The sequence below is a fragment of the Flavobacterium sp. 38-13 genome (assembly GCF_001899155.1).
Classification (GTDB): Bacteria; Bacteroidota; Bacteroidia; order Flavobacteriales; family Flavobacteriaceae; genus Flavobacterium; species Flavobacterium lindanitolerans.
In genome coordinates this window covers 53,748-66,439 of the sequence record NZ_MKVG01000008.1, presented here as the reverse complement: position 1 = coordinate 66,439, position 12,692 = coordinate 53,748, and the positions used below count along the sequence as shown (strand labels likewise).

Annotated in this window: 14 protein-coding genes; 6 read left to right on the top strand and 8 right to left on the bottom strand. The window is 35.8% G+C overall.

Features of this window, described 5'->3' with window-relative positions; genetic code table 11:
• Positions 1-126: 126 nt before the first annotated feature.
• Positions 127-570 carry a DUF4268 domain-containing protein gene (locus BGO88_RS06155; protein WP_056073015.1) on the bottom strand — a complete coding sequence of 148 codons (444 nt, stop codon included), beginning with the start codon at positions 568-570 and terminating at the stop codon, positions 127-129.
• Positions 571-636: 66 nt separating this feature from the next.
• Here BGO88_RS06155 and BGO88_RS06150 point away from each other — a divergent pair, with 66 nt between their 5' ends.
• Both BGO88_RS06150 and BGO88_RS06145 read left to right on the top strand, forming a co-directional pair.
• Positions 637-1,275 (top strand): NUDIX hydrolase, encoded by a 639-nt coding sequence (locus tag BGO88_RS06150; protein ID WP_273237985.1) that lies wholly within the window; start codon positions 637-639, stop codon positions 1,273-1,275.
• A 52-nt stretch (positions 1,276-1,327) separates the two neighbouring features.
• The gene (locus BGO88_RS06145; RefSeq protein WP_101473022.1) at positions 1,328-2,143 is read left to right on the top strand and encodes a lysophospholipid acyltransferase family protein; all 816 of its coding nucleotides are present in this window, start codon (positions 1,328-1,330) and stop codon (positions 2,141-2,143) included.
• Positions 2,144-2,174: 31 nt separating this feature from the next.
• On the opposite strand, the gene BGO88_RS06140 is transcribed toward BGO88_RS06145, so the two are convergent.
• Both BGO88_RS06140 and BGO88_RS06135 read right to left on the bottom strand, forming a co-directional pair.
• A complete protein-coding gene (locus BGO88_RS06140) occupies positions 2,175-2,810 on the bottom strand; it encodes a DUF8845 family protein (RefSeq protein WP_286706305.1) in 636 nt (211 codons plus the stop codon).
• A gap of 16 nt (positions 2,811-2,826) precedes the next feature.
• Positions 2,827-3,321 (bottom strand): RNA polymerase sigma factor, encoded by a 495-nt coding sequence (locus BGO88_RS06135; protein ID WP_056073003.1) that lies wholly within the window; start codon positions 3,319-3,321, stop codon positions 2,827-2,829.
• 121 nt (positions 3,322-3,442) lie between these two features.
• Here BGO88_RS06135 and BGO88_RS06130 point away from each other — a divergent pair, with 121 nt between their 5' ends.
• On the top strand, positions 3,443-4,747 hold the full coding sequence (locus tag BGO88_RS06130) for an NAD(P)/FAD-dependent oxidoreductase (RefSeq protein ID WP_286706304.1): 1,305 nt from the start codon (positions 3,443-3,445) through the stop codon (positions 4,745-4,747).
• On the opposite strand, the gene BGO88_RS06125 is transcribed toward BGO88_RS06130, so the two are convergent.
• Positions 4,748-5,830 (bottom strand): DUF3810 domain-containing protein, encoded by a 1,083-nt coding sequence (locus BGO88_RS06125; protein ID WP_286706303.1) that lies wholly within the window; start codon positions 5,828-5,830, stop codon positions 4,748-4,750. It lies immediately after the preceding gene.
• 163 nt (positions 5,831-5,993) lie between these two features.
• Between BGO88_RS06125 and BGO88_RS06120 the strand changes: the two genes are divergently transcribed.
• The 3 genes from BGO88_RS06120 to mazG all read left to right on the top strand — a co-directional run bounded on the left by BGO88_RS06120 (position 5,994) and on the right by mazG (position 8,666).
• The gene (locus BGO88_RS06120; RefSeq protein WP_056072994.1) at positions 5,994-6,251 is read left to right on the top strand and encodes a (2Fe-2S) ferredoxin domain-containing protein; all 258 of its coding nucleotides are present in this window, start codon (positions 5,994-5,996) and stop codon (positions 6,249-6,251) included.
• A gap of 59 nt (positions 6,252-6,310) precedes the next feature.
• Positions 6,311-7,777, top strand: a complete 1,467-nt coding sequence (locus BGO88_RS06115; protein ID WP_101473017.1) for an aminoacyl-histidine dipeptidase — start codon at positions 6,311-6,313, stop codon at positions 7,775-7,777.
• A 115-nt stretch (positions 7,778-7,892) separates the two neighbouring features.
• The gene (gene mazG, locus BGO88_RS06110) at positions 7,893-8,666 is read left to right on the top strand and encodes a nucleoside triphosphate pyrophosphohydrolase (protein WP_286706302.1); all 774 of its coding nucleotides are present in this window, start codon (positions 7,893-7,895) and stop codon (positions 8,664-8,666) included.
• A gap of 64 nt (positions 8,667-8,730) precedes the next feature.
• Here the strand turns inward: mazG and BGO88_RS06105 are convergent, their stop codons facing one another.
• The 4 genes from BGO88_RS06105 to BGO88_RS06090 all read right to left on the bottom strand — a co-directional run bounded on the left by BGO88_RS06105 (position 8,731) and on the right by BGO88_RS06090 (position 12,660).
• On the bottom strand, positions 8,731-9,189 hold the full coding sequence (locus tag BGO88_RS06105; RefSeq protein ID WP_286706301.1) for a hypothetical protein: 459 nt from the start codon (positions 9,187-9,189) through the stop codon (positions 8,731-8,733).
• Positions 9,190-9,265: 76 nt separating this feature from the next.
• Complete coding sequence (locus BGO88_RS06100; protein WP_056072969.1) at positions 9,266-9,619, bottom strand: hypothetical protein; 354 nt, start codon at positions 9,617-9,619, stop codon at positions 9,266-9,268.
• A 104-nt stretch (positions 9,620-9,723) separates the two neighbouring features.
• Entirely contained in the window at positions 9,724-11,754 is a 2,031-nt protein-coding gene (locus tag BGO88_RS06095) for a DUF349 domain-containing protein (RefSeq protein ID WP_286706307.1), read from the bottom strand.
• Between the two features lie 162 nt (positions 11,755-11,916).
• Positions 11,917-12,660 carry a shikimate dehydrogenase family protein gene (locus BGO88_RS06090; RefSeq protein ID WP_286706300.1) on the bottom strand — a complete coding sequence of 248 codons (744 nt, stop codon included), beginning with the start codon at positions 12,658-12,660 and terminating at the stop codon, positions 11,917-11,919.
• Positions 12,661-12,692 lie beyond the last annotated feature (32 nt).

Sequence of the window (12,692 nt, the reverse complement as noted above, 5' to 3'; positions counted from 1 at the left end):
AGTATGTCGCCGCCTTCCTTTGAAAAGGGTTCCCGATTGGGAACCCTTTTTTGTTTTGGGGAAATCCCATAAATAAAATAAGCCAATCAAAATTGGCTTATAAAATTTTCGAAAAGCAAAAGCTATTTAGGTATTAATTTCTAAATCGGTTATATAATCCTGATATTCATAGAAAAATCTTTCAAAAGCATCCATGTTTTCATAGAAGAAATCAAATATGGCTGGCCAGGTTGCCTTATTAAAAAGACTAATCCCTGTTTTTTCAACCCAAATTTTACTTATTACTTTCCCTGTTTCCAGATGAAAGTTTCTTTCAAAAATAACATCCGGAATATATTCGTCCACAAGAATTTGTTTTAAGGACTCAATTTTTTCATAATAGATTTTTCTTTTCTCTTCGTCTTTTGATTCAATATCAATAAGTACTTGTGCTTTTTTATTGTCAACATAAAATTTAAAGGAAAAGTCTTTTATTTTAGTATCGTAAAGAAGCCATTTTCTGGGATATTCCTCAGCGAAATTGACCCAAAATTCTTTTTTTATGATTTGTGCTTCCGCCTTACTATACATTTGGATAAATTGATTTGATTAGAATTAATTTGCGTACCTTTATTGAATCACATTGCAAAATTTATAATGGATTTTCCGGTATTTTTAAAATATATCCCAAAAATAGAAAAAGAAACGCTACCAGCTGTAGAAGCCCATGTAAAAATGGCTTCTTTAGACCGTATTTCTTCATTAATTGATAAATCCTACGATAGAGACGGACTTCGAAATGCGGCAGTCATGATGCTGGTCTATCCTAAAAATACAAAGGCATATCTAGCCTTAATTTTAAGAAATGCTTCTACGGGTATTCATTCTTCACAGGTGGCTTTGCCAGGAGGCAAAGTAGAACCGGAAGACATAAATCTGGCGACTACGGCACTTCGGGAAACTTTTGAAGAAATTGGTGTCCTGCCAGAAAGAATACAAGTTATAAAGGCCTTTTCTGAAGTATATATTCCACCAAGTCGTTTTTTAGTTTTTCCATTTTTAGGAGTATGCCTAAATGAATTAATTTTTGATCCAAGCCCAGATGAAGTTGCAAAAATGATTGAACTGCCTCTTGAAGATCTTATGGACGATACAAATTTGACAAATGTCCAATTAAAAACATCATATGCAGATGAGATTGAGGTTCCGGCATTTGACCTGCAAGGTCATATCGTTTGGGGAGCAACCGCTATGATACTTAATGAGCTTAAAGAAACGATAAAAAGAGTGCTTTAATAGCGATGATTTTGTATGTTTGCCGTTCTGTTTTAAAAATGCTGAATTAATTATGGGATTGTTTAAAAGAAATCCTTTTGGTCATATACTTTTTTTAAAAAAATGGCTTATCCGGGTATTCGGAATACTCACGCACAGGCGTTATAGAGGCTTTAATGAATTACAGATAGACGGATCTGAAATCATCAGGGCACTACCGGATAGGAATGTATTGTTTATTTCAAACCACCAGACTTATTTTGCCGATGTAGTGGCTATGTTTCATGTTTTTAATGCCAGTTTGAAAGGTAGAGAAGACAACATAAAAAATATTGGTTATATCTGGAATCCAAAGCTTAATATTTATTACGTTGCTGCGAAAGAAACAATGAAAGAAGGTCTTCTTCCCAGAATTTTGGCCTATGCTGGAGCGATTACGGTTGAAAGAACCTGGCGTGCCAAAGGAAAAGACATCCAACGTGAAGTCAACCTAAACGATACTGAAAACATTAAAATTGCTTTAGAAGATGGTTGGGTAATCACATTTCCACAAGGAACTACAAAATCTTTTAAACCGGTAAGAAAAGGTACTGCCCATATCATTAAGCAGCATAAACCAATAGTTGTCCCAATTGTTATTGACGGATTCAGACGTTCTTTTGATAAAAAAGGATTACGTTTGAAGAAAAAAGGAATACTTCAGTCTTTTATTATTAAAGAGCCTCTAGATATTGATTATGAAAACGACTCTATTGAAGAAATCGTTGAAAAGGTGGAATACGCGATTGAGCAACATCCTTCCTTTTTAAAAGTACTTCAACCGGAAGTTTTAGAAGAAGTCTTAAAAGTAGAAGAAGAGTTAAATAAAAAAAGAAGATGGGACTATTAATCCCATCTTCTTTTTTTATGACTCAATCTCATTAAAGATCAATCTTTTTCAATTCCTCATAGTTCTTATACAGCTTTCGCATCAGGATGCCATATAGCAATTTGTAGAAAAGCCAGAAGACAGAGGTAAATAGGATTATCATTATAAGCATACTGCCAATAAAGATTGCCATGGTTTTTATACCATCATGCTCAATTTTATCCTTCATTAAGGCCAAATCAGGATTATAAAAATAAGCAATACAGAATCCTATTATCAGACAGAAAATAATCATTCCCAAATTATACCATACATATATATTTACTGTCCTTCGCGTTTTCAATATATTTCTCATCAGGACTTTAGTAGAATCCGTCGTTGAAATAAGCACGTAGTTCTTATAAAACGCATAAATGAAAAAGATGATAACTGCATAGTGGGCATAAGAAAGTACTCTTAAAAACACTACTATGTTATTTATATCAAGTTTGTTAAAATATTCATCATTATTGGAGAAAATACTGATTCCTATCCAAAACAGAAATTCGAAAATACCTATAATCATGATTAATTTCACTACTGAAGATGAACTCTTATGAATCATCTTATAGATATCTTTTTCCGAAACCTGTTGGAAGGAATCTGCTCTCTTCTGCCAGTCTTTCTTTAATAAATCTAATTCTTTCATATTTTTTATTTCCTTATCAAGGATTTAATATTTTCTTTAATTTCCCTTTAATCCTGTTCATTTTCACTCTCGCATTCACTTCGCTGATTCCTAAAGTTTCCGATATTTCCTCATAATCCTTATCTTCCAGGTACATGAAAATTAAAGCTTTTTCAATGTCGTTTAACTGGTATACGGCTTTATACATTAGTTTTATCTGTTCCTCTTCTTCATAATTATAATCCTCCTGCTTAATGAAGTGCTTTGTATTGTCAAATTCTGTTGTGGAAATTGACCGCGTGCTTTTCCTGTATAAGGTAATGGCTGTATTTAGTGCAACGCGATAGGCCCAGGTGGTGAATTTTGAGTCACCTCTGAATTTTGGATAGGCCTTCCAAAGCTGGATTGTTATTTCTTGAAAAAGATCATTATGGGCGTCTTCACCAGACGTATATAATCTACAAATCTTGTGGATTATATTCTGGTTTTCTTTTAACTGTTTGACAAAAGACTTTTCTAAATCTTGACCCATGTTGTGTTAGTAGCGTATAAAGCAATTTTGTTACAAGTTAGCCAAATTTTATTTTAGCAGGCCTGGAGTAGCCTTATTTTTCGATAGAAAACTTCGTATCTTGCAGTAAGAATAAAGTAAGATGAATATTCCACAGTCAGATTATCCAAGAATTGTTATAGTAGGTGGCGGTTTTGCAGGAATTGCATTGGCCAAGAAATTAAAAAATAAACCCGTGCAGGTAGTGCTTTTGGATAAGCATAATTACCATACTTTCCAGCCACTCCTGTATCAGGTGGCAACTGGCGGTTTAGAAGCAGGCTCGATTGCCTATCCGATCCGGAAAGTCGTGCACGAATATAAAAACTTCTATTTCAGACTGTGCCATGTCAATGACATCAACACAAAAAACAATAAAATTATAGCCGATATTGGCGAACTCCGATACGATTATCTGGTCATTGCAACAGGTTCCAAGACCAACTATTTTGGGAATAAGGAAATCGAAAGAAATAGTATTGCCATGAAAACCATTCCACAGTCGCTTAATATCCGTAGTCTTATACTCGAAAATTTTGAACAGGCACTTCTGACTGATGATGAACATGAGAGGAATGCATTGATTAATTTTGTTCTGGTTGGAGGCGGTCCTACAGGCGTAGAACTGGCAGGAGCTTTGGCAGAAATGAAGAATGCCATATTGCAAAAAGACTATCCGGATTTGGATATCAGCAAAATGCAGATTAACCTTATCCAAAGCGGAGACAGAATCCTCAATACAATGTCTGAAAAATCATCTGCTGCTGCAGAAAAATACCTGAAAAACCTTGGCGTAAACGTTTTAAAAAACATTAGGGTGACCAGTTATGACGGAAGGACAATATCTACCAATACGGATGTTGTTTTGGAAACTGCCACATTGATTTGGACAGCCGGAGTACAGGGAGCAATGGTCAATGGCCTTCCGGCTTCTTCACTGATGGAAAAAGTTGAAAGAATCAAAGTGAATGAATATAATCAGGTAATTGGTTTCCCTAATATTTTTGCCATTGGAGATATTGCAATGATGCCCACCGAAGAATACCCGCAAGGTCACCCTATGGTGGCACAACCGGCATTGCAGCAAGGCCGATTACTGGGAGAAAATATTATAAAACTCATCCAAAATCAGGAAATGAAACCTTTCCATTATAATGATAAAGGGTCAATGGCAACAATTGGAAGAAATAAGGCCGTTGTCGATTTGCCTAATTATCATTTTCATGGTGTCTTTGCCTGGTTCGTATGGATGTTTGTGCATCTTTTTTCACTAATCGGATTTAAAAATAAGGCGGTGGTCTTTTTAAACTGGCTCTATAACTATATCCGTTTTGACCGTGAGGGAAGACTGATTGTGAGGCCTTATAAAAAGAAAAGCTTTACCAGTTTTACTTTTGATGAAATCTGATTAAAGAGGATGGTTTTTATAATAACCAATCATGAACCCTACAAATTTGCTATAACTTTCCAGACCGTCTTTTTGCTGGTTTATCTTTAGGAAATGGTCATAGAAATAATGGAAAAAGGTATCGACAGGTGTTTGGTAGCTTTTCCAGAAATCTTTTGTTTCCTGAAAGTCTTTCAGTATTCCGGGATGGATAAGTGGCAGGAATTCTTTACTTTTTCCTTCTTCAATTTTTTCAAGATTACTCAGGCAGTATTTCAAAGCATACGAATAGCCTGAATACCGGAAATAATCATCTTTATTATTTATTGATGCAAGATAGCCTATGAAATTGGCCTCGCTTTCTGAAGCATAGCCAATCTGGTGCGCCATTTCATGACAGACCGTTGTAGGGAAGTTGTATTTTGGAATTTTATAATTAACCTGTGCCTCATTTGTAAAAGGATTCAGGTAGCCGCCAAAACCCATATAAGTCAGCGGAAGACTTACCAGTGATTTTTTAATGCTTGGAATTTGGTAGTCAAAGTATGGATGTTTTTTTTCAAGATTGCCATATCCGCTTAGCGTCATCGCGTATATGGTTTTAATATCATAAGGACTGACAACCTGTGAGCTATCATTTTTTACAATCCTGCTATGGATTTCATTGGTTTTGACAATCATCTTTTTGGTAAATGCTTCCAATTCTTCCAAGGTATATTCTTTATCAATGCCCATTTTGGCATATAAGGGTATACGATGGTAATTTAAGCCCCACAAACAGTTGAAGAAAAAATAAAAAATAGAAATAGAAGCCAGAATAGAAAGTGTTTTTGATTTCCAGTCTGATTTCCATGATTTCCATGAAAGGACTTCTTTTCTTTTCTTATATAGTTTATACAACAGAAAAATAATCAAAACCAGATACAAAACATCACCTACAGAAAATGGAAGGCTGCCAAAAACGGTTCTTGAAATTTTAGAAACACTCAGATAGAAGCCATTACTGTAGTATTTTTCAATGACTTCAGGAAAAAAAGACACTATCTTGAGCAGAACTACCTGAATCACCAAAAAAATGCTCCAAATAATTTTTGATTTCTTCATAACAGAATGTTTGTTTCCGTAAATATACGACAGAACGATTTAAAGTTTTTTAGAACTCAAATTTTAGGCAAAAATTAATACCACAGACCCGTTCGGAAAGAATAATTAGTCGTAAAATTGCAGTAGGTTTTAACGCAAAATCAAGAGCTTACTTTGATGGTTTATGAAAAAGAAAAATGATGAGAAGATAATTTTTTTCTGTAATGGAAAAAAGTGTGGTAAGTACAATAAAGAACCGAAAGATTATCTCAAAAAGAAAATTGTTGAATTTGGTCTGGAAGATAAGGTTTGCGTTTCAAAAATGGACTGTCAGGGAATGTGCAAAAAGGCTCCGGTAGTTTGTATACAACCAAAAGATGTCTGGAAAAAAGAAGTTTCCGTAAAAAAAGCCAAAAAAATATTTGAAAAACATATCCTCTAACACCGGCCTTAGCCTGGGGGATTTTGTAACTTTGCTATACACTAAATTCAAAATAAATAATGAGTCAGGAAATAAGAAACCTTGAACCCAAAGCACTTTGGAATAAATTTGCCGACTTGAATGCTGTACCGCGCCCTTCTAAAAAAGAAGAAAGAGTCATTGCTTTCATGAAAGATTTTGGCAAAAAACTTGGTCTTGAAACTATTGAAGACGAAGTAGGAAACGTAATCATCAAAAAACCGGCAACTGCTGGTATGGAAAATAGGAAGACCATTGTCATGCAGTCGCATTTGGACATGGTACACCAAAAAAATAACGATACCGTTTTTGATTTTGATACTCAGGGTATTGAAATGTATGTAGACAATGGATGGGTTCGTGCCAAAGGAACTACACTTGGAGCAGATAACGGACTAGGTGTTGCTACAATCATGGCTATTTTGGAATCTACTGATATTCCTCACCCGGCAATCGAAGCTTTGTTTACTATTGACGAAGAAACTGGAATGACCGGAGCAATGGGACTAAAAGGAGGTTTGTTGGACGGTGAAATTCTATTGAATCTGGATACCGAAGAAGACGATGAAATTGACATAGGTTGTGCCGGAGGAATTGATGTGACGGCTACTGCTGAATATGATGAAGAAGACACACCGGAAGGATCTGTAGGTTATTCTATTACCGTTAAAGGCTTGCAGGGAGGACATTCAGGAATGGATATTCACAAAGGGCTTGGTAATGCCAATAAGATTATGAACCGTTTGTTATTTGACGGTTTCGATAATTTTGGATTACAAATTTCTGAAATCAAAGGAGGAAGCCTTAGAAATGCAATTCCGCGCGAGAGTGTTGCAAAAGTGATTATCGCTAAGGTTTATGACGAAGCCTTTGTTTTTGATATGCAGGAAATCGTAAATGAAATCAAGACAGAATTCAAGACGATGGAACCTAATCTCGAAATCTTGTTTGAAAAGCTGGATACGGTTCCGGCAAAGGTAATGCCATCTATAGCGCAATTTTATTTCGTCAGGGCAATGTATACTGCCCATAATGGTGTTTATAGAATGAGTGCTGATTTTGACGACCTGGTTGAAACATCTAACAATATTGCAAAAGTTATTGTAGGCGAAGGAAAATTATCTGTTCAGTGTCTTACCCGCTCATCTGTAGAATCTTCAAAAATGGACCTGGCTAACGCTTTGCGTTCTGCATTTGAACTGATGGGCTGTGAGGTAGAGTTTACGGGTTCTTATCCGGGATGGACACCTAATGCAAAATCAGAAATTCTTGATATATTGACAGGAATCTACGAGAAGCAAAACGGAAGCAAACCGAATGTGGTGGCCTGCCATGCAGGTTTGGAATGCGGAATATTAGGAACGAATTATCCGGATATGGACATGATTTCTTTTGGTCCTACTATCAAAGGTGCGCATTCTCCTGATGAAAGGGCAGATATCGCTTCGGCTCAAAAATACTGGAAATTTGTTCTGGAAATACTGAAAAATATTCCAAACAAGAATTAATTCTTGTAAAATTTTAAGCCACAGATTAAAAGATTGGCACAGGTAGGATAATCCGAAATCTGTGAAAATCCTCCAATCTGTGGCTGTTTTTTTATCTTTTATAAAAACCTTTCCTATGAATTCAAGACAGCAGAAACTCGATGCTTTTGGCAGATTGTTAGATATTATGGACGATTTGCGCGAAAAATGTCCCTGGGATAAAAAACAGACTTTGCAGACTTTAAGACACCTTACCATAGAAGAAACTTATGAATTGGGAGATGCTATTCTGGATAATGACCTGCAGGAGATTAAAAAAGAATTGGGAGACCTTTTGCTACATATTGTTTTTTATGCCAAAATAGGAAGCGAAACCAATGATTTCGACATTGCTGATGTTTGCAATGAGATTTGTGAAAAGTTGATTTACCGCCATCCGCATATTTATGGAGATGTAACTGTAGCGGATGAAGAAGAAGTCAAGCAAAATTGGGAAAAGCTGAAACTCAAGGAAGGTAAAAAATCAGTTTTGGAAGGTGTTCCTAAAAGTCTTCCTGCACTTGTAAAGGCAAGCAGAATCCAGGATAAGGTAAAAGGTGTGGGATTTGATTGGGAAGAACCGCATCAGGTTTGGGATAAGGTTGAGGAGGAGATTCAGGAATTCCAGGAAGAAATCAAAAACGGAGACCAGGATAAAATCGAATCTGAATTTGGAGACGTTTTGTTTTCCATGATAAATTATGCCCGATTCCTGAAAATTAATCCTGAAGATGCTCTGGAAAGAACCAATAAGAAATTTATTAAGAGATTTCAATATCTTGAAAATAAAGCTAACGAATTAGGAAAGCAATTATCCGAAATGACATTGGCAGAAATGGATGTTTTCTGGAACGAAGCCAAGAGATTGTAAAATAAAAAGGCTGCCTAAAAATAGACAGCCCTTTCAAATGAATTATAATTAACACAACTAACCTTTAGATAGTATTTTCAACAATCAATTGCCATTTTTTGGCTATTTGTTCGTTTTCCTGCCAATAGGCTTTTCCTAATTTATCCGTTTCTAAATCGTACAGTACGATTGTGGTTGTATTTCCGTTCTTTAATTTGAACGTAAATATTATTTTGTCATCATTATTCCCTGAAGATGTTTCTTCAATCCTGCAAGAGTTAACTTCGCTTAAATCAACAAAAGAAGCTCTGTCATTTTCTTTATTCAGGTCAATAAATAAAAAGCCTTTATTGGTTTTGTCAAGTGAATAGATTTTCTTGTAATGAGTTTCCTTTGTTGAAAAATCATATTTTCCCTGACGGAAATGATTAAAAATTTCTGTTACTTTCTTTTTGTTTTTTGCCTGATTGTTGGCAATATAGATTAAAGGTACGGCGCAAATCAATGTTAGCACCAACCCTATAATTAGAGATGCTGTATCCATTTTTTTAAATTTAATAAATAGTAATTGTAGGCTGTAATACTTTATAGCCTTTCGATTTTAATTCAACAGAATAAAATCACCAGAAAAAATGGAAGGGAAATAATAAGATTGAAACATTCAGGCATCGGTTGATGTCTTGTTTCAAAAAAGCTGCAGTAGCTTTGCAGGTGCTGAATCCTGAAAAACTTACATCGTAGTAAAATTCAAACCATTTGGCATAGGTAGGAAGGTCTGCTCTTGGGTTTGAAATGGAGTTTATGCTTATTTCCTGATTGATAAAGGCAGAAGCTTTGAGAAAATCAACCTGCTCAATTGATTTTTTATTTTGAGGAATGGATGTAGCGCCAAAAGCCTTCGCTTCCTCCGTTTGACTAAAAAAGAGAGAAACCAGGAAAATAAAAAACACGGTGATGTTTTTAATCCATTTCATCGCGCAAAGATACCTTTTATCCGAGAGGAATAAAAGGAATACGGTTTTTAAATACTATAAATCAATGAAAAGCCCCACAATTGCGGGGCTTTTATCTGAAAATTTTATTCTGTTTTTAAGTTTCTGACCTGTTTCAGCTTTTCTTTCCACATCTGTAGGCTTTCTTTATGTCTTTCAATATTTTTCTTTACTTCAAGCACCATCGGATTGTCTTTTTTTGCATTTGCAAAAAACTGAATGTTATTTTCAAGCTGGAAAATTTCCTGTTGTACTTCTTCAATTTTGCGAATCAGGAAGATTTTCTCATTCTCTAATTTTCTGCTATCGTCAGAGCTGGAAAGCTGGTCAATTCTGCTGTTGAATCGCGCCATTTCCGAATCTTTCTTGCTTAGGCTAAGCTTGTCGAACAAGGCATCCAGTATCTTATTGAATTTTCCTTCAATATGACGTCTGGCGTGTGGCACTTTTCCAAAGCCTTTCCAGGTTTCGATATGGGCTTTGATAGCATCTAAATCTGCTTTGTGTTCGCCTGTCAATTCAAAATCCCTGATGGTTTCAAGATAAGCTTTCTTTTTCTCAAATGCTTCCAGTTCTTCTGAATTTACTTCATTTCTCTGGGCATGAAGTTTGTCAAAATAATGATTACACGCTTCTTTGAATTCTTTCCAGATACTGTCTGAATATTTTCTTGGAACATGGCCAATCTGCTTCCATTCTTCCTGAATTTGTTTCATTACAGGAGTGGTTGCTGCAAAATCTTCACTGTCTTTTAATGATTTGGCTCTTTCCACCAAAGCCATTTTTTTGTTCAGGTTTTCCTGCTGGTCTTTTTTAATATCCTTATAGAAAGAGTTTTTCAGTGCATTGAAGTCACGGACAGCATTTTTAAAGGCAGACCAGGTTTCTTCATTAACATCAGCTGGAACTTTTCCGGTGGCAAAGAACTCATTGCGTAAAGCTTCAACTTTTTCAATTTGAGCCTGCCATGAAGAGTGTGCTTCGACTTTTTCTTTGGCAAGTTCCGCTATTTTTGATATAATCTCTTTTTTCTTCTCAAGATTTTCCTGTTCTGTACCTCTTTGTTTTTCGAACAGTAATTCTCTTTTATCATGGATTTTTTTAGTCAGTTCACTAAATGTGTTCCAAATTGCTTCACGGTGTTCTCTTGAAACCGGGCCTATATCTTCTTTCCAGATTTTATGAAGGTCTTGCAATTCGCGGAATGCCTTGTTAACATCCGGCTCATTCACAAGTTCTTCAACACGGGAAATGATTCTTTGCTTTTGCTCAAGGTTGTGCTTAAAGTCCAAATCTCTGGCTTCTCTGTCAAGATGCAGGTAATCATAGAAATTTTCAACATGGAAATGATAGTTATTCCAAACGTGGTTGTATTTGTCTCTTGGAATAGGGCCGGCATTTTTCCATCTTTCACGCAATTCATTGAAATGCTTCAGCGTGTCCTTGATATTTTCCTGTGGATTGATTAATTCTTTAAGTTCTTCAACAATAGCCAAACGCGCATCCAGATTTGCCTTTAGATTGTTTTGAAGGCTTTTGAAATGTGTATTTTTCTTGTCTCTATATTGATTAATTAGTGTGTCAAATTTGACTTTTAATGGAAGATGGTAATGGAAATCTTCTGTAGTGTCCGGGTTTTCAGCCAGAAACTCTTCTCTTTTCTCTTCAATAAAGTGGTTGTATTTTGATAGGAAAGCAGAACGAAGCTCTTCTACATGGTCTTTCACAGACATTACTTTTTCTACAGCAACAAGTTTTTCCAGTTCTGCTACAAGCGATTCCATGTCCATTGCTTCATAATCCTGCATCGGGATTTCATGACGCTCTTTTAGGGTTTCATCTTCGCTTTCTTCAGCATTGGAGTCAGCTATGGCGTCCAAAGCTTTTTGGTTGTCACTCACAACAACGGTTTCTTCCAGTTCTTCCGGAGAAATTTCTATGGCATCCGCAGTTTCAGAAACAACATCATTTGCATCGTCTGAACTTACTTCTGTGGCGTCAGCGTTGTTTTCGGTTGGCTCCTCAATTTGCGAATTTTCGTTTTGAGACACATTTTGTGTTTCATTTTCGTTACTTCCATCTGCTTCATGCAGGTTATCATTCTTTTCTTCTAACATCATTAAATGTTTATGGTTGGTAATACTTTCGTTTGGAAAGATAGTAAAGGCATCTGAAAATTCAAAGAAAAACCAATATTTTACTCGATTTTCCGGGTTATTCTTTTTTTGCGAATAGGGCTGTTTCAGATTCTGACGATTTGTTTTTTATTTTTTTTAAGCTTATCGATTCCAGATTTTCCATGATTTTTCGGCCTGATACTGTAGCATTTCCAAACCGTTTTTAATCTTTGCGCCTTGTTTTTTTGCTTTTTTAAGGAAGATAGTTTCCGCAGGATTATAAATCAGGTCGTGAGCAATATGTTTTGGCGTAAAATACTCATAAGGAATAGGAGGAAAGGCATCAGTATTTGGCGATGTGCCAAGCGGTGTGCAATTGATTACAATTTGATGGTTGTCAAAAGTGGTGGCATTGACCAGATTATATCCAATACTTTCGCCTGTTGCCTCTCTGGAAACGAAAGTATATAAAATTCCGAGTTCTTCTAATGCATAGGCAATGCCTTTTGAGGCGCCTCCTGTTCCAAGAATCAAGGCTTTTTTGTGGTGGGGTTCCAATAAAGGTTCTAACGATTTCTTGAAACCATAGTAATCGGTATTATAGCCTTTTAAATTTCCTTTTCGGGTGACTTTTATAGTGTTGACTGCGCCAATCTTTTCTGCTTTTCTGGAAATCTTATCCAGATAGGGAAGTACGGATTCTTTGTACGGAATCGTCACATTCATCCCTTTTAGGTTGGGATTATTCTTAATGATATTGGGAAATTCTTCAATAGACGGGATGTCAAAGTTTACATAATCGTAGTTTTTCAGATTTAAGGACTTGAATTTTTCTGTAAAATATCCTTTTGAAAAAGAGTATGCGATGTTTTTTCCAAGAAGTCCAAATAAGTGAGTGATTTCCATATAACCAAAATTAAAAGCCTGACAAAGCGAAA

What these genes read in the sequence shown, in the direction of transcription:
- BGO88_RS06155 (WP_056073015.1), bottom strand. Translation starts at nt 570, where the DNA reads ATGTATAGTAAGGCGGAAGCACAAATCATAAAAAAAGAATTTTGGGTC.
- BGO88_RS06150 (WP_273237985.1), top strand. Translation starts at nt 637, where the DNA reads ATGGATTTTCCGGTATTTTTAAAATATATCCCAAAAATAGAAAAAGAA.
- BGO88_RS06145 (WP_101473022.1), top strand. Translation starts at nt 1,328, where the DNA reads ATGGGATTGTTTAAAAGAAATCCTTTTGGTCATATACTTTTTTTAAAA.
- BGO88_RS06140 (WP_286706305.1), bottom strand. Translation starts at nt 2,810, where the DNA reads ATGAAAGAATTAGATTTATTAAAGAAAGACTGGCAGAAGAGAGCAGAT.
- BGO88_RS06135 (WP_056073003.1), bottom strand. Translation starts at nt 3,321, where the DNA reads ATGGGTCAAGATTTAGAAAAGTCTTTTGTCAAACAGTTAAAAGAAAAC.
- BGO88_RS06130 (WP_286706304.1), top strand. Translation starts at nt 3,443, where the DNA reads ATGAATATTCCACAGTCAGATTATCCAAGAATTGTTATAGTAGGTGGC.
- BGO88_RS06125 (WP_286706303.1), bottom strand. Translation starts at nt 5,830, where the DNA reads ATGAAGAAATCAAAAATTATTTGGAGCATTTTTTTGGTGATTCAGGTA.
- BGO88_RS06120 (WP_056072994.1), top strand. Translation starts at nt 5,994, where the DNA reads ATGAAAAAGAAAAATGATGAGAAGATAATTTTTTTCTGTAATGGAAAA.
- BGO88_RS06115 (WP_101473017.1), top strand. Translation starts at nt 6,311, where the DNA reads ATGAGTCAGGAAATAAGAAACCTTGAACCCAAAGCACTTTGGAATAAA.
- mazG (WP_286706302.1), top strand. Translation starts at nt 7,893, where the DNA reads ATGAATTCAAGACAGCAGAAACTCGATGCTTTTGGCAGATTGTTAGAT.
- BGO88_RS06105 (WP_286706301.1), bottom strand. Translation starts at nt 9,189, where the DNA reads ATGGATACAGCATCTCTAATTATAGGGTTGGTGCTAACATTGATTTGC.
- BGO88_RS06100 (WP_056072969.1), bottom strand. Translation starts at nt 9,619, where the DNA reads ATGAAATGGATTAAAAACATCACCGTGTTTTTTATTTTCCTGGTTTCT.
- BGO88_RS06095 (WP_286706307.1), bottom strand. Translation starts at nt 11,754, where the DNA reads ATGTTAGAAGAAAAGAATGATAACCTGCATGAAGCAGATGGAAGTAAC.
- BGO88_RS06090 (WP_286706300.1), bottom strand. Translation starts at nt 12,660, where the DNA reads ATGGAAATCACTCACTTATTTGGACTTCTTGGAAAAAACATCGCATAC.